The organism is Pseudomonas sp. 2822-17, from assembly GCF_002742485.1.
Lineage (GTDB): Bacteria > Pseudomonadota > Gammaproteobacteria > Pseudomonadales > Pseudomonadaceae > Aquipseudomonas > Aquipseudomonas cyclaminis.
This window is the reverse complement of record NZ_LJRZ01000319.1, coordinates 65,824-85,001: the sequence shown is the minus strand read 5'-3', so window position 1 is coordinate 85,001 and position 19,178 is coordinate 65,824. Positions and strand designations below refer to the sequence as shown.

Below are 19,178 nucleotides of genomic sequence, written 5' to 3'. Positions count from 1 at the left end.
ATGAAAGTTGCCCTGCAAGACGAACCCGGTGAAGACATCGCCCAAGCCCTGCAAGACGGCTGGCTGCCGATCCGCGAAGTGGCGCGCCAGACCGGTGTCAACGCCGTGACCCTGCGGGCCTGGGAACGCCGCTATGGCCTGATCGTGCCCCAGCGCACGCCCAAGGGCCATCGGCTGTTCAGCGCCGACCATGTGCAACGTATCCACGCCATTCTCACCTGGCTCAATCGCGGCGTGCCGGTCAGCCAGGTGAAACACCTGATTGACACTGCTCAGACCAGCCCCGACACGGCAGAGAATGAATGGCACACCCTGCGCCAGTCCCTGGTGCAGGCCACCAGCGAACTGACCGAGCGCCGGGTCGACGACGCCTTCAACCAGGCCATGGCGCTATACCCGCCGCGCACCCTGTGCGAACAACTGCTGCTGCCACTGATCATGGAGCTGGAGCAGCGTTGGCAGGGCCAGTTCGGCGCGCAGATGGAACGGGTGTTTTTCCTGTCCTGGCTGCGCAGCAAGTTCGGTGCGCGTATCTACCACAACAATCGCCAACTGCACGGTGCGCCGCTGTTGCTGGTCAACCAGTCCGACCTGCCACTGGAGCCGCACCTGTGGCTCAGCGCCTGGCTGGCCAGCAGCGCCGATTGCCCGGTGGAAGTGTTCGACTGGCCGCTGCCCGCCGGCGAACTGGCCCTGGCGGTGGAGCATCTGCAACCGCGCGCGGTGCTGCTGTATTCGAGCAAGGCCCTGCACTTGCCAGCGCTGACCAAACTGCTGATGGGCGTCAGTTGCCCGACGCTGCTCGTCGGACCAACGGTGTGCATCCACCAGGCTGAGTTAGCCGTATTAACCCGTGACACTCCTGAATTGTTCGTGGCCGAAGAGGTGCTGTCGGCTCACCAGTTATTGATCCAGCGTGGACTTATCTAAATGCATTTGATCTGGCTGCGCACCGACCTGCGCCTACACGACAACACCGCCCTGGCCGCCGCGAGCCAGCGTGGCCCGGTCGCTGCCGTGTACCTGATCACGCCTGAGCAATGGCTGGCCCACGATGACGCGCCGTGCAAAGTCGACTTCTGGCTACGCAACCTGCAGCACCTGAGCCAGGCCTTGGGCGAGCTGAACATCCCGCTGTTGATCCGCACGGCGGCCACTTGGGATCAGGCGCCCGCTGTGCTCGGCGAACTGTGCCGGGCGCTGTCGGTGCAATCGCTGCACGTCAACGAGGAGTACGGCATTCACGAAAGCCGCCGTGACGCCGCCGTCGCCCAGGCGCTGGAGGCCGAAGGCGTGACGTTCCACAGCTACCTTGACCAATTGTTCTTCCAACCGGGCAGTGTGCTGACCAAGACCGGCACCTACTTCCAGGTCTTCAGTCAGTTCCGCAAGGTCTGCTACACACGGCTGCACAGCGCGCTGCCACGCTTGGTGCCCACGCCAAAGGCCCAGGCCAGACTCGACTTCAACAGCGATCCGGTCCCGACCACCGTTGCCGGTTTCGAGCCGCCCAGCAACACCCTGCGCGCGCTCTGGCCTGCCGGTGAAGACGAAGCCCGGCGCCGCCTTGACACCTTCGCCGACCAGCAGATCAGCTACTACAAAGACGAGCGCGATTTCCCCGCCAAGCCCGGCACCAGCCAGTTATCGGCCTACCTCGCGGCAGGCGTGGTCTCGCCGCGTCAGTGCCTGCATGCCGCGTTGCAGACCAACCAGGGCGAATTCGAAAGTGGCGACATCGGCGCCATCACCTGGATCAACGAATTGCTCTGGCGTGAGTTCTACAAACACATCCTGGTGGGCTACCCACGGGTGTCGCGCCACCGTGCGTTCCGCCCCGAAACCGAAGCCGTGGCTTGGCGTGATGCGCCCAAGGATCTGGCGGCCTGGCAAGAAGCTCGCACGGGCCTGCCGATCATTGACGCCGCCATGCGCCAACTGCTGGAAACCGGCTGGATGCACAACCGGCTGCGCATGGTGGTGGCGATGTTCCTGACCAAGAACCTGCTGATCGACTGGCGTGAAGGCGAGCGCTTCTTTATGCGCCACCTGATCGACGGCGACCTGGCGGCCAACAACGGCGGCTGGCAGTGGAGTTCGTCCACCGGCACCGACTCGGCGCCGTACTTCAGGATCTTCAGCCCCCTGAGCCAGTCGGAAAAGTTCGACAGCGAAGGGGTATTCATCAAGCACTGGCTGCCGGAACTGGCCGCACTGAATAAAAAGGAAGTGCACAACCCCGAAGCCGCCGGTGGCCTGTTTGGCGTGGCGGATTATCCGCGCTCGATTGTCGACCTGAAAAAGTCCCGCGAGCGAGCCCTGGCCGCCTTTCGCAGCCTGCCTTCGCGGCAGTCGGTGGCCGAACATGAGTGACTTCCTGCAACGCTTCGCCCAGACCTTCGCCACGCTGGACAAGCACAACCTGCACCTGCTCGACAGCCTATACAGCAAGGACATTGCCTTTACCGACCCGCTGCACGAGGTCCATGGCCTGACCGCGCTGCACAGCTATTTCGCCGAGCTGTACAGCAATGTCAGCCAACTGCGCTTCGACTTCCACGGTTTCGACCAAGTGGCCGAAGGCGAAGGCTACCTGCGCTGGAAAATGAGTTTTTGCCACCCGCGCCTGGCCAACGGCCAAGTCATCCGGGTGGAGGGGTGCTCGCACCTGATGTGGCGGGACAAGGTGTACCGCCACCGCGATTACTTCGATGCGGGCGCCATGCTCTACGAACACCTTCCCGTCCTGGGCAAAGTCGTCAGTTGGTTGAAAAGGAGAGTGGGATGAACGCAGTGTCGCCACGTCGTTATTGGCTGACCGGTGCCAGCAGTGGGATTGGTGCCGCCTTGGCTGTGGAGTTGCTTGACAGCGGCGCCCATGTGGCCTTGAGTTCCCGCACCCAGGCGCCGCTGGACGCACTGGCCCAACGTTACCCCGGCCAAGTGCTGGTGGTGGCCGGTGACCTGACCAACAGCCAGACGGTACGCGAGATCGGGGAGCATATCGGTGCTGCCTGGGGTTCGCTCGACACCGTGATCCTCAACGCCGGCACCTGTGAGTATGTCGACGCCAAGCAGTTTGATTCATCGATCATCGAGCACGTGGTGCGCACCAACTTGCTGGCCAGCAGTTATTGCATCGAAGCGGCCCTGCCGTTGCTGCGTGCCGGGCGCACCCCGCATCTGGTGGGTGTTGCCAGCGCCGTGACCTACCTGCCGATGCCCCGCGCCGAAGCCTATGGCGCGTCCAAGGCCGGGCTGCGTTACCTGTTCGAATCCCTGCGCATCAGCCTGTCGACGGAAAACATCGACGTCACCGTGATCAGCCCTGGCTTTGTCGACACGCCACTGACCGAGCGCAATGACTTCCCGATGCCCCTGAGCTGGCCTGCCGACAAGGCGGCTCGGCACATTTTCGCCAAGCTGGACAAACGCCCACTGGAAATCGCCTTCCCGGCGTTGTTCATTGCGACCCTGTGGCCGCTGTCGAAACTGCCTAACCGCGCGCAATTGATCATCGGCAAACGCATGCTGCGCAGCCCGCCACCGAAAAAGGACGACCAGTGAAGATCGCCATTATCGGCAGCGGCATTGCTGGCCTGACCAGCGCCTACCTGCTCAGCCGCCGTCACGAGGTCACCGTGTTTGAAGCGGGCAATCGTATCGGCGGGCATACCCATACAGTCGATGTCAGCGTCGACGGCAAAAGCTACGCGGTGGACACCGGCTTTATCGTGTTCAACGACTGGACCTACCCCAATTTCATCCGCTTGCTGGGGCAGATTGGCGTGACGTTCAAACCCACCGAGATGAGCTTCTCGGTGTGCGACGAAAGCACCCGGTTCGAATACAACGGCAATAACCTCAACAGCCTGTTCGCCCAGCGCCGCAATATCCTGTCGCCGGGCTTCTGGGGCATGTTGCGCGACATCCTGCGCTTCAACCGCCAGGCGCCGCTGGATCTGCAGGAGCAACGCATCAGCGCCGAGATGACCTTGGGCGATTACCTCGCAGCCGGCGGATACGGCGAACGCTTTGTGCGGCATTACATCGTGCCGATGGGCGCGGCGATCTGGTCGATGTCCCTGGCAGACATGCTGGGCTTTCCGTTGCAGTTCTTTGTGCGCTTCTTCAAGAACCACGGCTTGCTGTCGGTGAACAACCGGCCGCAGTGGTGTGTGATCGAAGGCGGGTCCAGCCGCTACATCGAACCGTTGACGCGCCGCTTTCGCGAGCAGATTCGCCTGAATTGCCCTGTGCATAATGTCGAGCGCACCGAGGACGGCGTAGTTATCCACAGCCCTGCCGGCAGCGAGGCGTTTGATCGGGTGGTGTTCGCCTGCCACAGCGACCAGGCACTGGCATTGCTCGCCGACCCCAGCCAGGCCGAACAGGAGATTCTCGGTGCCCTGCCCTACGCCGACAACGACGTGGTCCTGCACACCGACACCCGCCTGCTGCCCGACCGCAAACTCGCCTGGGCCAGCTGGAATTATCGGCTGAGCGGCAACACCCAGACCCAGGCGGCCGTCACTTATGACATGAACATCCTGCAGGGCATCGACAGCGCCACCACCTTTTGCGTCAGCCTCAACCAGACGCCAATGATCAACCCGCTGAAGATCCTCGCGCGCTACACCTACGCCCATCCGCAATACAGCCTGGCGGCGGTGGCCGCGCAAAACCGCTGGGAAGAACTGGCCGGGGCGCGCAACACCTTTTACTGCGGCGCCTACTGGGCCAATGGGTTCCACGAAGACGGCGTGGTCAGCGCCCTGCGTGTGGCCCAGGCCTTTGGGGAAACCCTGTGAACAGCGCCCTGTACAGCGGCTGGATTGCCCATCGACGGTTTGCGCCCAAGGCCCATGCCTTTCGCTACCGCATCGGCCTGCTGTACCTGGACTTGAGCGAACAAGACGAAGTCCTCGGGCTGTCGCCGTTGGCGGGGCGCAGTCGCCTGGCGCCCTTCGGTTTTCGTCAGCAGGATTACCTGCGTGAATTCACGCGCCACGGCATGAGCTTGAGCGATGCCGTGCGCCAGGAAGTCGGCAAGGCGCTGGGGCGTACGCCTCAGGGCGTTATCTGCCTACTGACCCAGGCCCGTAGTTGGGGCCTGGCTTTTAATCCGGTGAGTTTCTTCTATTGCTTCGAGGCCGATGGGCAACTGGCCGCGATTCTGTGTGAAGTGACCAACACCCCGTGGCGCGAGCGCTACCACTATGTGCTGCCGGCCCAAGCCCTGGGCGCTGATGAGCACCAGCATTTCGCCGTGGCCAAGGCCTTCCATGTGTCGCCGTTCTTGCCCCGCGACCTGGAATACCGCATGAGCTTCAGCCCGCCCGCCGCCAGGCTCGGCGTGCACATGGCCGACTGGCAGGGCGAGCTGAAAGTGTTCGACGCCACCTTGAGCCTGCAAAAAGAAGTGTTGGATCGCGCCAGCCTGCATCGCTACTTGTGGCGCTTTCCGTGGATGACCGCCAAGACGTGCCTGGCCATTTACTGGCAGGCGCTGCGCCTTTTTCTTAAGCGCACACCGATTTTTTCCCACCGGGCCGCCGATGGCGCCTCTCGTACAGCCGTCGGGTATACCAAGGATCGCCGCCATGAAATCCCCTAGCTTATCGGTCAAGGCCAACCGCCTGAACGTCAACGGTGTGACCAGTGCGCTGTTGCGCAAGGGCGTGCTGCGTCAACTCAGCCAATTGCGCCACGGCCAACTGGTGGTGATCGAGGACGGCGAACGGCAAGTGTTCGGCGCACGGGAAGCGCACTTGCTGGGGGAAATCCAGATCCTCGACCCTGCGGTTTGGGGACTGGTGGCGGCCAACGGCTCCATCGGCGCCGGCGAGGCGTTTATCCACGGGTATTGGAGCAGCCCGGACCTGACCGCCGTGGTGCGTGTGATGGTCAGCAACCTGGACGTGCTCGACGCCATGGAAGGTGGCCTGGCACGGCTGGCACGCCCGCTCACCCAAGGCCTGCACTGGCTCAACCGCAACACACGCAAGGGCTCGCAGAAAAACATCGCCGCGCACTACGACCTGGGTAACGACCTGTTCGAAGAATTCCTCGACCCGACCATGATGTATTCGGCGGCGCAATTTCTGAGCCCTGACGACACCCTGGAACAGGCGCAACTGAACAAGCTGGAACGCATCTGCCAGAAGCTCGTGCTCAAGCCCACCGACCACCTGCTGGAAATCGGTACAGGTTGGGGCAGCATGGCGCTGTATGCGGCGCAACACTATGGCTGCAAGGTCACCACCACGACCTTGTCCAAGGAGCAGTTCGCATACACCGAAAAACGCATCGAAACCCTCGGCTTGCAAGGCCAGGTCACGCTGCTGCTGAGTGACTATCGCGACCTCACCGGCCAGTACGACAAGCTGGTGTCCATCGAGATGATCGAAGCCGTTGGCCATCGCTTCCTGCCGACCTACTTCAAGCAATGCGCGCACTTGCTCAAGAGCGATGGGCTGATGTTGCTGCAGGCCATCACCATCCGCGAGCAACGGTTTGAGCAGGCCAAGAACAGCGTGGACTTTATCCAGCGCTACATTTTTCCGGGCGGCGCCCTGCCCAGTGTGCAGAACATGCTGCAAATCGTCAGCCGCGACACCGATATGAACCTGCTGCACATGGAAGACTTTGGCCTGCACTACGCGCGAACCCTGCGCCTGTGGCATGAGAACTTTCGTCGCGCTCACGGCCGCCTGACAGAAATGGGCTACGACGAATACTTCCTGCGGTTGTGGGAGTTTTACCTGTGTTACTGCGAAGGTGGCTTTATGGAGCGCACCATCGGCACCGCGCAATTGCTGCTGGCCAAACCGGCAGCGATCAACCCGCCGTTGCTCGGGCGCTTCAATGCTTAAAAACCTGGCCAATGCCGTGCTGTTCCAGTGCGGCTGGTTTGCCTGTGTGCTGGGCGGCGACAGCGTGTGGTTACTCGTGGGGCTCGCTGCGCTGGCTATTCACCTGCTGTGGATAAGTTCATGGGCCGAAGACGGCAGACTGATTCTCGGCGTGACGGTGCTGGGCACATTGCTGGATACGGCGTTACGCACGGTGGGCGTGTTTCATTTCACCGAGCCGGGCCCGCTGATCCCGTTCTGGTTGATGCTGCTGTGGGCGCTACTGGCAACTACACTGCGTCATTGTCTGGCCTGGAGCACCCGGCCTCGCTGGCGCGCAGCATTATTGGGCGCCGTGGGCGGCCCCATGTCCTATTACGCAGGCAGCCAACTGGCAGGGGTGAGCTTCGGTTACGCCCTGTGGCCGAGCCTGTTCGGCTTGGCACTGCTGTGGGCTGTGCTCTTCGCACTGCTTGCTCGCGCCGCGACAAAATACTGAAGCCGGTCGGCTTTTTCTTGCAGCTTGCCGCTCAAAGCATGAAGCTGCCGCCATGACCAACATCCCCCACACTCAAATTGCCGAACCCGCCGTCACCTGCTCGACGTGCGCGGCCTGCTGCTGCCAGCTGGAAGTCATGCTGATCACCGACACCGGCGTGCCGGAGCGCTATATCGACACCGATGATTGGGGCGGCGAAGTGATGCTGCGCCTGGACGACGGCTGGTGCGCGGCGCTGGATCGGGACACGATGATGTGCACGATCTATGAGCGCCGGCCGCTGATTTGCCGGGAATTCGAGATGGGCGCACCGGAGTGCATCGAAGAGCGCCAGGGGATTGCGACGGCCTACCGCTGACCCAAACACCGATGACGATCAAATGCAGGAGGGAGCTTGCCCCCGATTGCAGTGTGTCAGGCAAAAACTTGCTGGCTGATACAGCCCAATCGGGGGCAAGCCCCCTCCCACAAGGGATTTGCGCAATTACAACTGCAGGGTGTAGTGCAGCGCGTAGCTCTCTACCCCATCATTGTTGCTGCTGATGCCGGCATTGGAATAGTGCGTGGCACGAATGCCCACTTCATGCCCACCGGTAAACCGCAGGCCGAACCCCAGACGGTCTTCGAACTGGAAAGCCTGGCCGATGTTGTTGTCTTCCAACTTCGTGCGGGAGAACACCGCCACACCGATCCCCGCCTCGATGTATGGCTTGACCGATTCCCCGGCAAACTCATACACAAACACCGGCGAGAACGACAGGCTGCTGGCACTGGCGCGCTTGTCGCCATCCCAGTAGGTATAAGCGCCGCTCCAGTAACCGGTCAGGCGACCCACATCGCTCTGCCACCAGCTTTTATCCCAGTCCGACGTGAGCCCCAATCGGTAGGTCATGGTCGAGTCGCTGGTGCTGCCTACGCCAAATTCCAGGCCAGCAGCCTGGGCCGAAACCGAGTGTCCCACCACTACGGCCGCAATTGCGGCCAAACAGAACAAGCGCTTCATAAGAAACAGTCCTTTGAGAACGAAGTTGTATGATTTTTTACAGGCCATCTCGCTATAGAAGCTGACTCAGAGCCAGAAGTTCAGCGACATTTCACGAAATTTTCACGAGCCAAAGCTTCGCACAACTGCGGAATGTTTCCAAAGTGTGGGTAGGATATTTCTTAGATGACACACATCACCGCTGGTCCAGAACTGGGCAGGTTCAGGATCGCCATGGGCCAGCAGGTTGCGTTCGCCCAACAAACGCTTGAGCTGGCGGGCCACGGCGGCGCCGGTGTCGATGAGGGCGATACTGGGGGGCAGCATCTGTGCCAGGAGGGGCTTCAGGAAGGGATAGTGGGTGCAACCGAGGATGATGGTGTCGCAACCAGCGTTGAGCAGCGGCTCGATGTAGCCCTGCAACAACTGGCGCAGGGCCGGGCTGTTCAGGTCGCCAGTTTCAATCAGTTCCACCAGGCCGGGGCACGGCTGGGTGATCACCCGCACATCGGTGGCGAAACGGTCGAGCAACGCGGCGAACTTGGCACTTTGCAGGGTGCCGGTGGTGGCCAGCACGCCGACCACGCCACTGCGGGTGGCGGCAGCCGCTGGCTTGACGGCGGGCTCCATGCCCACCAACGGCCAGTCGGGGTAGTCCTCGCGTAAATCGGCAACGGCGGCGACGGTGGCGGTGTTGCAGGCAATCACAAAAGCCTTGGAACCCTGTTCGCGGAAAAACTCAGCGACCCGTCGCGAACGCTCACGAATAAATTCGGGGGTTTTCTCGCCATAGGGGATATGCCCGCAATCGGCCACGTACAACAGCGATTCGTGGGGCAATAGCTGTTGGATTTCATCCAGCACCGACAAACCGCCGACGCCGGAATCGAACACACCGATTGGCGCGTCCTTACCCATGTTGCGTCCCGCAGACACTGCAACCGGGATCACGCTTGACGCGCAATTCTCGAAAACGTGTGGTCAAGGCGTCGATCAGCAGCAAGCGGCCCACCAGCGGTTCACCGAAACCGGCCAGCAACTTCAAGGCTTCCAAGGCTTGCAGGCTGCCGACGAGCCCCACCAACGGCCCGACCACGCCCGCTTCGCTGCAGGTGAGTTCGGTGTCGCTGCCGTGCCCGTATAAACAGTGGTAGCACGGACTGTCGGCGCGACGCGGGTCGAACACCGACAATTGGCCTTCCAGGCGAATAGCTGCCCCGCTGATCAACGGCTTGGCCGCGATAACGCAGGCGGCGTTGACCGCTTCGCGTGTGGAGAAGTTGTCGCTGCAATCAAGCACCACGTCCACCGCAGCCACTGCCGCCGCCAGCGAGTCGGCGTCCAGTGCGGTGCGATGGGCGACCAACGTGATTTCAGGGTTGATGGCGGTCAGGCGGCGCAGGGCCGAGTCGACCTTGGTCTGCCCGACACTGTCGGTGTCATGGATGATCTGGCGTTGCAGGTTGGTCAGGTCGACGGTGTCGAAGTCGGCCAAATGCAGTTCGCCCACGCCCGCAGCGGCCAGGTACAGCGCCACTGGCGCGCCCAGGCCACCAAGGCCGACGATCAGCGCACGGCTGTTTTTAAGGCGCAACTGGCCTTCGATGTCGACATGCTGCAACAGAATCTGTCGGCTATAGCGCAACAGCTCCTGATCGGTCAGCACGGGCGATGCCCCAAGGTGATGCGTTCGTGGCCGCCGAGGTCGATGCGACTGTGCACGCCCTCAAAACCCTGGCCCAGCAGCAGATCACGCACGGCCAGGGCCTGGTCGTAACCGTGTTCGAGCAGCAACCAACCACCGGCATTCAGGTAGGCCGGGGCCTCGTTGATGATCAAGCGCAGGTCGTCCAAACCGTCATGGCCCGCCACCAGGGCGCTGGCCGGTTCAAAACGTACATCGCCCGCGACCAGATGCGGGTCATTGTCGGCGATATACGGCGGATTACTGATGATCAGGTCGTAACGGCGACCTTGCAGCGCGCTGAACCAATGACTGCTCAGCACCGTGGCGTTATTGAGGTGCAGACGCTGGCGATTGCGCTCGGCCAGCGCCACGGCTTCCAGCACGCGGTCGACGGCCGTGACGTGCCAGGCCGGGCGCTCGCTGGCCAGGGCCAATGCGATGGCGCCGCTACCCGTGCCGAGGTCGAGGACCTGGGTGGGCGTGGCCGGCAACAATTCCAGGGCGGCCTCTACCAGCAACTCGGTGTCCGGACGCGGGATCAGCGTGTGGGGCGCGACCTCCAGGTCCAGCTTCCAGAAGCCCTGCTGGCCGAGAATATAGGCGACCGGCTCCCCGGCGCGGCGGCGCTGGAGGTAGTCGGCAAAGGTCAGCGCGTCTTCGCTGCTGACGATTTTTTCCGGCCAGGTGTGCAGGTAGCTGCGGGACTTGCCCAGGGCCGCCGCCAGTAACAATTCCACGTCCAGGCGCGCGGTGGGCGAGTCGGGCAGGTCGGCGGCGCGCAGCAGGCTGGCGATGATGGTCATTTATTCACCTATCGCGGCCAATTGGTCGGCCTGGTACTCGGCGAGCAAGGGCTCGATCACCGCATCGACGCCGCCGGCGAGAATCTCGTCGAGGGAGTAAAGGGTCAGGTTGACCCGGTGGTCGGTGACCCGGCCCTGGGCAAAGTTGTAGGTACGGATGCGCTCGGAACGGTCGCCCGAACCCACCAGCAACTTGCGCTCGCTGGCAATCGCATTGGCGGCGGCGCTGGTCTGCTGGTCATTGAGCTTGGCCGACAGCCAGGACATGGCCCGGGCCCGGTTCTTGTGCTGGGAACGTTCTTCCTGGCATTCGACCACGATGCCCGACGGCAAGTGGGTGATACGGATTGCCGAGTCGGTCTTGTTGACGTGCTGACCACCGGCACCCGACGAGCGGTAAGTGTCGACCCTCAGGTCCGCCGGGTTGATCTCGATGGCCTCCTGCTCATCCGGCTCAGGCAATACAGCCACGGTGCACGCCGAGGTGTGGATACGGCCTTGGGATTCGGTCGCCGGTACACGCTGTACGCGGTGTGCGCCGGATTCGAACTTCAGCTTGCCGTAGACATTTTCGCCTTCGACCCGCGCGATGACTTCTTTATAGCCGCCGTGCTCGCCCTCGTTTTCGGACAGGATCTCCACACGCCAGCCACGTCGCTCGGCATAGCGCGAATACATGCGAAACAGATCGCCGGAGAAAATCGCCGCCTCGTCGCCACCGGTGCCGGCGCGGATTTCGAGGAACACGTTGCGCCCGTCGTTTGGATCCTTGGGCAGCAGCATGCGTTGCAGGTCGCCTTCCAGCGCGATCAACTTGTCCTTGGCCTCGCGGACTTCTTCCACGGCCATTTCGCGCATATCAGGGTCGCTGTCCTTGAGCAGCGCCTGGGCACCTTCGAGGTCGGCCTGGGTTTTCAGCCATTGCCCGTAGGTGGTTACGATCGGTTCAACTTCGGCGTATTCCTTGGAATAGGTGCGGAACTTGGTCTGATCGGAGATGACTTCGCCATCGCCGAGCAAGGCGGTCAGTTCTTCGAAACGGTCCTGGAGCACGTCCAGTTTATTGAGCAGTGACGCTTTCATTGCGGTTTTTTATCCGAAGAGCTTTCTGACGCGCCCTCACCGAGGGCAAAGAGTTCCTGAGCCATGGCCAGCGCATCGAGGCGGCCTTCGGCGGTAAGCTTTTTCAACTGTACGCTGGGCGCGTGGAGCAACTTGTTGGTCAAGCCACGGGCCAGTTGCATCAGCACTTCTTCGGCGCTGCTGCCGTTGGCCAGCAAACGCTGGGCCTTGATCAGTTCCTCGTCGCGCAGGCGTTCGCCCTGCTGACGATACGCCTTGAGCACGTCCACTGCCGCCAGTTCACGCAGGCGCACCATGAAATCTTCGGCGCCGGTGCTGACCATTTCCTCGGCGGCCTGGGCTGCGCCCTGGCGGCTCTTGAGGTTTTCGGCGACGACTTCGTGCAGATCGTCGACGCTATAGAGGTAAACGTCGTCCAACTCGCCGACTTCGGGCTCGATATCCCGGGGAACGGCGATGTCTACCATGAAAATCGGTTTGTGCTTGCGCAGCTTCAGCGCGCTTTCCACCGCGCCCTTGCCGAGGATCGGCAATTGGCTGGCGGTGGAGCTGATGACGATGTCACTGCGCACCAGTTCGGCGGGGATATCCGCCAGCAGAACGGCGTGGGCACCGAATTGTTCGGCGAGGATGCTGGCGCGCTCAAGGGTGCGGTTGGCGACCACGATGCGCTTCACACCCAGGTCATGCAGGTGACGGGCGACCAGGGTGATGGTCTCGCCGGCGCCAATCAGCAAGGCCTGGCTGCGTTGCAGGTCGCTGAAAATCTGTTTGGCCAGGCTGACGGCGGCAAATGCCACCGAGACCGGGTTTTCGCCGATGGCGGTGTCGGTGCGCACCTGCTTGGCGGAATTGAACGTGGCCTGGAACAGCCGGCCCAGCAGCGGGCCGACGGTACCGGCCTCACGCGCCACAGCGTAGGCGGATTTCATCTGCCCCAGAATCTGCGGCTCGCCCAACACCAGCGAATCGAGACCGGCAGCCACGCGCATCATGTGACGAACTGCCGCATCCTCTTCGTGCACATAAGCGCAGGCGCGCAGGTCGTCGAGGCTCAAATGGTGGAAATCGGCCAGCCAGCGCAGGACGACATCCGCTGAAAGATGTTCCTGCTCTATATAAAGCTCGCTGCGATTGCAGGTCGAAAGGATCGCAGCTTCGCGACTGTCGGTGAGCCGGCAGAGCTGCTGCAAGGCCTCAACCAACTGCTCTGGCGTAAACGCCACGCGCTCGCGCACGTCTACGGAGGCAGTCTTGTGGTTAATACCGAGTGCGAGGAAGGCCATTCAATATCGCTGATGATGTCGGGAAGCCGACAATTGTCCTACTTCGAAAGATTCAGAACAACCACCGTCGTCTATTGTCCTAATGCCTTGTGTCTATAAAGGCATCAACTGAGACTCGGTTATGTTTGGCCGAAGGCTTGTGTCATGATGATCCGACCGCAGGTTAGTCGTCCTCTTCCTATATGAATAGATCTTCCGCGTTGCTCCTTGCTTTTGTCTTCCTCAGCGGCTGCCAGACCTTGGCCCCCGTGTCGCCGGACGGTACGCCGCCGGTAGAAGACAGCACCCCCGCCCCTGAAAAGCCCAAGGTTTATTCCTCATTCAGTGAAGAAACGGTGTTCAGCCTGCTGAGTGCGGAACTGGCCGGCCAGCGCAATCGCTTCGACATTGCGCTGGACAACTATGTGACCCAGGCCATCAATACACAGGATCCTGGCATCTCCGAACGGGCATTTCGCATCGCCGAGTACCTGGGCGCCGATCAGGCCGCACTGGACACCTCGCTGATCTGGGCGAAAAACGCGCCGGACGATCTGGAAGCGCAACGGGCGGCGGCCATTCAACTGGCGCGGGCCGGGCGCTATGACGACTCCATGGTCTATATGGAGAAAGTCCTGCAAGGCAAGGGCGACACCCATTTCGACTTCCTCGCGCTGTCGGCTGCCGACACTGACCAGGACACGCGCAATGGCCTGATGAAGAGTTTCGACCGCCTGCTGCAAAAGCATCCAAAAAACAGCCAGCTGATTTTCGGCAAGGCCCTGCTGCTGCAACAGGACGACGAGGCCGACGCCGCGCTGAAACTACTGGAGCAGAACCCGCCGGACGAGGGCGAGATCGCGCCGATCCTGCTGCGCGCACGCTTGCTGCAGAATCTCAATCGCGGCAAGGAAGCCATTCCGCTGCTGGAAAAAAGCATCAAGAAGTACCCGGACGACAAACGCCTGCGCCTGACTTACGCACGTATGCTGGTGGAGCAGGACCGTATGGAGGACGCCAAAGTGCAGTTCGCCAACCTGGTCCAGCAATACCCCGATGACGACGAACTGCGTTACTCCCTGGCGCTGGTGTGCCTGGAAGCCAAGGCCTGGGACGAGGCCAAGGGTTACCTTGAAGAACTGATCGGGCGTGAAAGCCATGTGGACTCGGCGCACCTGAACCTGGGCCGTATCGCGGAAGAACGCAACGACCCCCAGGCCGCCCTGCTCGAATACGCGCAGGTTGGCCCCGGTAACGACTACCTGCCGGCCCAGCTGCGCCAGGCCGATATCCTGATGAGCAACGGTCGTACCGACGAGGCCGAAAAACGCCTGGCCGCGGCCCGCGATGCCGAGCCGGACTATGCGATCCAGCTGTACCTGATCCAGGCCGAAACCCTGTCGGCCAACAATCAGGGCGAGCGCGCCTGGAAACTGCTGCAACAAGCCTTGCTGCAATTCCCCGACGACTTGAACCTGCTGTACACGCGCGCCATGCAGGCGGAAAAACGCAATGACCTGGCGCAGATGGAAAAAGACCTGCGCCTGATCATCAAGCGTGACCCTGACAACGCCATGGCCCTCAACGCCCTGGGCTACACCTTGTCCGACCGCACGACCCGCTACGACGAAGCCAAGGTGTTGATCGAACAGGCACACCAGCTCAACCCGGAAGACCCGGCCGTACTCGACAGCCTCGGCTGGGTGAATTACCGCCTGGGCAACCTCGACGAAGCAGAGCGCTTGCTGCGCCAGGCGCTGGAGCGCTTCCCCGATCAGGAAGTCGCGGCGCACCTGGGCGAAGTGCTGTGGGCCAATGGCAAGCAGCGCGAAGCACGTCAAATCTGGGAAAAATTCCTCAAGGAACAACCCGAAAGCCCCATCCTGCGCGGCACCATCAAGCGCCTGACCGGATCCGAGACCCTTTAAGCTTATGTTCTTGCGCCACGTTGTAGTGTTCAGTCTTATCGCCCTGCTCGCCGGTTGCGCGGGCATCGGCAGCCGTGAATCCGTTGAAGGCCAGGGCAACCCGGCGCAATGGCAACAGCACAAGGATCAGCTCAGCAGCATTGATGGCTGGCAGATCGAAGGCAAAGTCGGGGTGCGCGCACCCAAGGACTCAGGCAGCGGCACCTTGTTCTGGCTGCAACGCCAGGACTACTACGACATTCGCTTGTCGGGCCCGCTGGGCCGTGGCGCCGCTCGCCTGACAGGTCGACCGGGGCAAGTCAGCCTTGAAGTGGCCAACCAGGGCCGCTATGAGGCGGCTTCGCCGGAAGCACTGCTGGAAGAACAGATTGGCTGGAAGCTACCCGTGTCGCACCTGGTGTGGTGGGTGCGCGGCTTGCCCGCTCCGGACAGCAAGAGTCGCCTGAGCCTCAATGGTGACAGCCGCCTCGCATCACTGGAACAGGATGGCTGGCAGGTCGAGTACCTCAGTTATGTGGAACAGGGCGGTTATTGGCTGCCCGAGCGCATCAAGCTGCATGGCACTGACCTTGATGTCACGCTGGTGATCAAGGATTGGCAACCGCGCAAGCTGGGGCAATAACGTGACTTCAGAACGCCTGACGCTGCCCTCACCCGCCAAGCTCAACCTGATGCTGCATATTCTCGGCCGTCGTGAAGACGGCTATCACGAGTTGCAGACGCTGTTTCAATTTCTCGACTACGGTGATGAGCTCACCTTCGCCGTGCGCGACGATGGCGTGATCCACCTGCACACCGAATTCGAAGGCGTGCCCCACGACAGCAACCTGATCGTGAAGGCGGCCAAAAAACTTCAGGAACAATCGGGTTGTGCATTGGGCATCGATATCTGGATCGATAAAATTTTGCCCATGGGCGGCGGAATCGGTGGCGGCAGTTCAAATGCCGCGACGACGTTGCTGGGGCTCAATCACTTGTGGCAACTGGGCTGGGGCCATGATCGCCTGGCCGCACTGGGCCTGACACTGGGCGCAGACGTCCCGGTTTTCGTGCACGGACACGCCGCTTTTGCTGAGGGCGTGGGGGAGAAACTCACCCCGGAATATCCCGAAGAGCCGTGGTATGTCGTGCTTGTCCCGCAAGTATCTGTAAGTACAGCAGAAATTTTTTCAGATCCGTTGTTGACACGTAACTCTTCTCCCATTAAAGTGCGCCCCGTTCCCAAGGGAAACAGTCGAAATGACTGCTTACCGGTTGTAGCAAGGCGTTATCCAGAGGTACGTAACGCTTTGAATTTGTTAGGTAAATTTACCGAAGCAAAATTAACCGGAACTGGAAGTTGTGTGTTTGGGGGCTTCCCAAACAAAGCTGAAGCTGATAAAGTCTCGGCCCTTCTTACAGAGACCCTTACAGGGTTTGTAGCAAAGGGAAGCAACGTTTCGATGTTGCATCGCAAGCTGCAAAGTCTGCTCTAAAAGGAACCGAGTACTGGGTACTCGTTGCAACAGATACAGGGGCGTCGCCAAGCGGTAAGGCAGCAGGTTTTGATCCTGCCATGCGTTGGTTCGAATCCAGCCGCCCCTGCCATTTTCTAATACTCATCCAGGTTACCCTCAGCCTCTAGGTACTGCGCGTGTCCAAGATGATGGTCTTTACGGGGAACGCCAACCCCGATCTGGCTCGACGTGTCGTACGTCAGCTGCATATCCCTCTCGGTGACATCTCTGTCGGTAAATTTTCCGACGGCGAAATTACAGCCGAGATCAATGAAAACGTCCGCGGTAAAGACGTCTTTATTATTCAGCCGACCTGCGCTCCGACCAACGATAACCTGATGGAACTCGTCGTGATGGCTGATGCCTTCCGCCGCTCCTCAGCGACTCGAATCACAGCTGTAATCCCTTACTTTGGTTATGCCCGTCAGGATCGCCGTCCGCGTTCCGCACGTGTGGCTATCAGCGCGAAAGTCGTTGCTGACATGCTGACCGTGGTAGGCATCGACCGTGTTCTCACGGTTGACCTGCACGCTGACCAAATCCAGGGATTCTTCGATATTCCGGTAGATAACATCTACGGTTCGCCAGTACTGGTGGACGATATCGAAGATCAGCGCTTTGAAAACCTGATGATCGTGTCCCCGGACATTGGTGGCGTCGTGCGTGCACGGGCTGTTGCCAAATCCCTGGGCGTTGATCTCGGGATCATCGACAAACGCCGCGAGAAAGCCAATCACTCTGAAGTGATGCATATCATCGGTGATGTCGAAGGGCGTACCTGTATTCTGGTTGATGACATGGTCGACACCGCCGGCACCCTGTGCCACGCGGCGAAAGCCTTGAAAGAGCACGGTGCAGCAAAAGTCTTCGCCTACTGCACACACCCTGTGCTGTCAGGCCGAGCGATCGAGAACATCGAGAACTCTGTGCTGGACGAACTGGTGGTGACTAACACCATCCCGTTGTCCGCTGCTGCACAAGCCTGTGCGCGTATCCGTCAACTGGATATCGCACCGGTAGTTGCCGAAGCGGTTCGCCGCATCAGCAATGAAGAATCGATCAGCGCGATGTTCCGCTAAGGGTCAAACCTTCGGAACACCTCACTGACGAAAAGCGCCCCGCCCCAGCATTCTGTTGGGGCGGGGCTTTTTTGCCCATATCGCCTTTAGCGCTGGTCGCAAACGCTGGGGCGAATGTGGTTATTTTGGAGATACAACATGAACGATTTTACTCTGAATGCTGAAGTGCGTTCCGACCTGGGGAAAGGTGCGAGCCGCCGCCTGCGTCGTCTCGCAAGCCTGGTTCCAGCTGTAGTTTACGGTGGCGAGAAAGCCCCTGAATCCATCAGCATGCTGGCTAAAGAAGTTGCCAAACTGCTCGAAAACGATGCTGCCTACAGCCACGTTATCGAACTGAACGTTGGCGGCAAAAAGCAGAACGTAATCATCAAAGCCCTGCAACGTCACCCGTCCAAGGGCCACGTTCTGCACGCTGACTTTGTACGCGTTGTAGCCGGTCAGAAACTGACCGCTATCGTGCCTGTGCACTTTGTTGGTGAAGAAGCTCCGGTCAAGAAAGGCGGCGAGATCTCTCACGTCCTGAACGAAATCGAAGTAACTTGCCTGCCGAAAGATCTGCCTGAGTTCATCGAAGTCGACCTGTCGGCTCTGGAAATCGGCGCAATCGTTCACCTGTCCGACCTCAAGGCCCCTAAAGGCGTTGAGTTCGTTGCACTGGCTCACGGTGATGACAAAGCTGTTGCAAACGTACACGCTCCACGCGTTGCTCCAGAAGCTGAAGAAGGCGCTGCAGAGTAATTCACTCTGTATTGCCGGAGCTTGAGGAAACATCGCGGACCGGAACGTAGCGAGAAAGCGGGCGACAACGCGAAGTTTATCTCTGGATAAGTGAGCTCCTGTCGTCCACTTTCGCCGCACTCAGTTCGCGGCGATGTTATCCACAACTCCAAAGGAAGGGCCCCTGTCGTGACTGCCATTAAACTGATCGTTGGCCTGGGAAATCCAGGCGCCGAATACGAACAGACCCGGCATAACGCGGGGGCCCTTTTTGTTGAGCGTATCGCCCATGCCCAAGGTGTAAACCTGGCGGCCGATCGCAAGTATTTTGGCCTGACCGGGCGCTTCTCGCACCAGGGTCAGGATGTTCGTCTGCTGATTCCCACCACCTACATGAACCGCAGCGGCCAAGCTGTCGCGGCGCTTGCGGGCTTCTTCCGGATCAAACCCGAAGAAATCCTGGTGGCCCATGACGAACTGGACCTGCCACCCGGCGTTGCCAAGCTCAAGCTCGGCGGCGGGCATGGCGGGCATAACGGCCTGCGCGACATCATCGCGCAGTTGGGTAATCAGAATAATTTCTACCGCCTGCGGCTCGGCATTGGCCACCCAGGCGTTGCCAGTATGGTTTCAAATTTCGTCCTGGGTCGTGCGCCACGCGCCGAACAGGAAAAACTCGATGCAAGCATCGACTTTGCCCTCGGCGTGCTGCCGGATATCTTCGCCGGGGAATGGAACCGCGCGATGAAAAACCTGCACAGCCAGAAGGCCTGACTTTTTTCCGA

At 60.7% G+C, this 19,178-nt stretch carries 21 protein-coding genes and 1 tRNA gene; 16 read left to right on the top strand and 6 right to left on the bottom strand.

The genetic code is table 11. The features are described from left to right. Genes AOA60_RS07995 through AOA60_RS07955 form a run of 9 tightly spaced genes read left to right on the top strand, consistent with a single transcriptional unit; the run spans nt 1 to nt 7,711 of the window. On the top strand, nt 1-930 hold the full coding sequence (locus AOA60_RS07995; RefSeq protein WP_099583966.1) for a MerR family transcriptional regulator: 930 nt from the start codon (nt 1-3) through the stop codon (nt 928-930). Then, the gene (phrB, locus tag AOA60_RS07990; RefSeq protein WP_099583965.1) at nt 931-2,373 is read left to right on the top strand and encodes a deoxyribodipyrimidine photo-lyase; all 1,443 of its coding nucleotides are present in this window, start codon (nt 931-933) and stop codon (nt 2,371-2,373) included. It begins immediately after the preceding gene. After that, on the top strand, nt 2,366-2,788 hold the full coding sequence (locus AOA60_RS07985) for a nuclear transport factor 2 family protein (RefSeq protein WP_099583964.1): 423 nt from the start codon (nt 2,366-2,368) through the stop codon (nt 2,786-2,788). Before phrB ends, AOA60_RS07985 begins: the two co-directional genes overlap by 8 nt. Further along, entirely contained in the window at nt 2,785-3,567 is a 783-nt protein-coding gene (locus AOA60_RS07980) for an SDR family oxidoreductase (protein WP_099583963.1), read from the top strand. The genes AOA60_RS07985 and AOA60_RS07980 overlap by 4 nt, the downstream gene beginning before the upstream one ends. Further along, nucleotides 3,564-4,811 carry an NAD(P)/FAD-dependent oxidoreductase gene (locus AOA60_RS07975; protein WP_099583962.1) on the top strand — a complete coding sequence of 416 codons (1,248 nt, stop codon included), beginning with the start codon at nt 3,564-3,566 and terminating at the stop codon, nt 4,809-4,811. The genes AOA60_RS07980 and AOA60_RS07975 overlap by 4 nt, the downstream gene beginning before the upstream one ends. Beyond that, entirely contained in the window at nt 4,808-5,617 is an 810-nt protein-coding gene (locus tag AOA60_RS07970) for a DUF1365 domain-containing protein (protein ID WP_099583961.1), read from the top strand. Before AOA60_RS07975 ends, AOA60_RS07970 begins: the two co-directional genes overlap by 4 nt. Further along, nucleotides 5,604-6,875, top strand: coding sequence for a cyclopropane-fatty-acyl-phospholipid synthase family protein (locus AOA60_RS07965; protein WP_099583960.1), 1,272 nt, complete (start codon nt 5,604-5,606; stop codon nt 6,873-6,875). Before AOA60_RS07970 ends, AOA60_RS07965 begins: the two co-directional genes overlap by 14 nt. Beyond that, nucleotides 6,868-7,353, top strand: coding sequence for a DUF2878 domain-containing protein (locus AOA60_RS07960; protein ID WP_099583959.1), 486 nt, complete (start codon nt 6,868-6,870; stop codon nt 7,351-7,353). Before AOA60_RS07965 ends, AOA60_RS07960 begins: the two co-directional genes overlap by 8 nt. Nucleotides 7,354-7,405: 52 nt before the next feature. Beyond that, complete coding sequence (locus AOA60_RS07955; RefSeq protein ID WP_099583958.1) at nt 7,406-7,711, top strand: YkgJ family cysteine cluster protein; 306 nt, start codon at nt 7,406-7,408, stop codon at nt 7,709-7,711. A 126-nt stretch (nt 7,712-7,837) separates the two neighbouring features. Here AOA60_RS07955 and AOA60_RS07950 read toward each other — a convergent pair whose 3' ends face one another. The 6 genes from AOA60_RS07950 to hemA all read right to left on the bottom strand — a co-directional run bounded on the left by AOA60_RS07950 (nt 7,838) and on the right by hemA (nt 13,194). After that, a complete protein-coding gene (locus tag AOA60_RS07950; protein WP_099583957.1) occupies nt 7,838-8,356 on the bottom strand; it encodes an acyloxyacyl hydrolase in 519 nt (172 codons plus the stop codon). 102 nt (nt 8,357-8,458) lie between these two features. Further along, entirely contained in the window at nt 8,459-9,253 is a 795-nt protein-coding gene (murI, locus tag AOA60_RS07945; RefSeq protein ID WP_099583956.1) for a glutamate racemase, read from the bottom strand. Continuing rightward, nucleotides 9,246-10,001, bottom strand: coding sequence for a molybdopterin-synthase adenylyltransferase MoeB (locus AOA60_RS07940; protein WP_099583955.1), 756 nt, complete (start codon nt 9,999-10,001; stop codon nt 9,246-9,248). The genes murI and AOA60_RS07940 overlap by 8 nt, the downstream gene beginning before the upstream one ends. Then, nucleotides 9,995-10,825 carry a peptide chain release factor N(5)-glutamine methyltransferase gene (gene prmC / locus AOA60_RS07935; RefSeq protein ID WP_099583954.1) on the bottom strand — a complete coding sequence of 277 codons (831 nt, stop codon included), beginning with the start codon at nt 10,823-10,825 and terminating at the stop codon, nt 9,995-9,997. The genes AOA60_RS07940 and prmC overlap by 7 nt, the downstream gene beginning before the upstream one ends. After that, the gene (gene prfA / locus AOA60_RS07930; protein WP_099583953.1) at nt 10,826-11,908 is read right to left on the bottom strand and encodes a peptide chain release factor 1; all 1,083 of its coding nucleotides are present in this window, start codon (nt 11,906-11,908) and stop codon (nt 10,826-10,828) included. Further along, entirely contained in the window at nt 11,905-13,194 is a 1,290-nt protein-coding gene (hemA, locus tag AOA60_RS07925; RefSeq protein WP_099583952.1) for a glutamyl-tRNA reductase, read from the bottom strand. Before hemA ends, prfA begins: the two co-directional genes overlap by 4 nt. Before the next feature lie 182 nt (nt 13,195-13,376). Between hemA and AOA60_RS07920 the strand changes: the two genes are divergently transcribed. From AOA60_RS07920 to pth, 7 genes are all read left to right on the top strand, one after another. Continuing rightward, on the top strand, nt 13,377-15,101 hold the full coding sequence (locus tag AOA60_RS07920) for a tetratricopeptide repeat protein (protein WP_099583951.1): 1,725 nt from the start codon (nt 13,377-13,379) through the stop codon (nt 15,099-15,101). Between the two features lie 4 nt (nt 15,102-15,105). Beyond that, nucleotides 15,106-15,723 (top strand): lipoprotein insertase outer membrane protein LolB, encoded by a 618-nt coding sequence (gene lolB, locus AOA60_RS07915; protein WP_099583950.1) that lies wholly within the window; start codon nt 15,106-15,108, stop codon nt 15,721-15,723. Nucleotide 15,724: 1 nt separating this feature from the next. Then, a complete protein-coding gene (gene ispE / locus AOA60_RS07910) occupies nt 15,725-16,576 on the top strand; it encodes a 4-(cytidine 5'-diphospho)-2-C-methyl-D-erythritol kinase (RefSeq protein ID WP_099583949.1) in 852 nt (283 codons plus the stop codon). A 37-nt stretch (nt 16,577-16,613) separates the two neighbouring features. Then, nucleotides 16,614-16,688 (top strand) — tRNA-Gln (locus AOA60_RS07905). 46 nt (nt 16,689-16,734) lie between these two features. Beyond that, nucleotides 16,735-17,676 (top strand): ribose-phosphate pyrophosphokinase, encoded by a 942-nt coding sequence (locus AOA60_RS07900; RefSeq protein WP_003171603.1) that lies wholly within the window; start codon nt 16,735-16,737, stop codon nt 17,674-17,676. Between the two features lie 138 nt (nt 17,677-17,814). Continuing rightward, a complete protein-coding gene (locus tag AOA60_RS07895; RefSeq protein ID WP_099583948.1) occupies nt 17,815-18,414 on the top strand; it encodes a 50S ribosomal protein L25/general stress protein Ctc in 600 nt (199 codons plus the stop codon). Nucleotides 18,415-18,582: 168 nt separating this feature from the next. Next, nucleotides 18,583-19,167: an aminoacyl-tRNA hydrolase gene (gene pth, locus AOA60_RS07890; protein ID WP_003171596.1), complete on the top strand. Its 585-nt coding sequence runs from the start codon at nt 18,583-18,585 to the stop codon at nt 19,165-19,167. Nucleotides 19,168-19,178: the final 11 nt, after the last annotated feature.

Coding starts and splice junctions, on each gene's coding strand:
- AOA60_RS07995 (WP_099583966.1), top strand. CDS start 1: ATGAAAGTTGCCCTGCAAGACGAACCCGGTGAAGACATCGCCCAAGCC.
- AOA60_RS07980 (WP_099583963.1), top strand. CDS start 2,785: ATGAACGCAGTGTCGCCACGTCGTTATTGGCTGACCGGTGCCAGCAGT.
- AOA60_RS07950 (WP_099583957.1), bottom strand. CDS start 8,356: ATGAAGCGCTTGTTCTGTTTGGCCGCAATTGCGGCCGTAGTGGTGGGA.
- lolB (WP_099583950.1), top strand. CDS start 15,106: ATGTTCTTGCGCCACGTTGTAGTGTTCAGTCTTATCGCCCTGCTCGCC.
- hemA (WP_099583952.1), bottom strand. CDS start 13,194: ATGGCCTTCCTCGCACTCGGTATTAACCACAAGACTGCCTCCGTAGAC.
- AOA60_RS07960 (WP_099583959.1), top strand. CDS start 6,868: ATGCTTAAAAACCTGGCCAATGCCGTGCTGTTCCAGTGCGGCTGGTTT.
- phrB (WP_099583965.1), top strand. CDS start 931: ATGCATTTGATCTGGCTGCGCACCGACCTGCGCCTACACGACAACACC.
- AOA60_RS07985 (WP_099583964.1), top strand. CDS start 2,366: ATGAGTGACTTCCTGCAACGCTTCGCCCAGACCTTCGCCACGCTGGAC.
- AOA60_RS07965 (WP_099583960.1), top strand. CDS start 5,604: ATGAAATCCCCTAGCTTATCGGTCAAGGCCAACCGCCTGAACGTCAAC.
- murI (WP_099583956.1), bottom strand. CDS start 9,253: ATGGGTAAGGACGCGCCAATCGGTGTGTTCGATTCCGGCGTCGGCGGT.
- prfA (WP_099583953.1), bottom strand. CDS start 11,908: ATGAAAGCGTCACTGCTCAATAAACTGGACGTGCTCCAGGACCGTTTC.
- AOA60_RS07920 (WP_099583951.1), top strand. CDS start 13,377: ATGAATAGATCTTCCGCGTTGCTCCTTGCTTTTGTCTTCCTCAGCGGC.
- AOA60_RS07895 (WP_099583948.1), top strand. CDS start 17,815: ATGAACGATTTTACTCTGAATGCTGAAGTGCGTTCCGACCTGGGGAAA.
- prmC (WP_099583954.1), bottom strand. CDS start 10,825: ATGACCATCATCGCCAGCCTGCTGCGCGCCGCCGACCTGCCCGACTCG.
- AOA60_RS07955 (WP_099583958.1), top strand. CDS start 7,406: ATGACCAACATCCCCCACACTCAAATTGCCGAACCCGCCGTCACCTGC.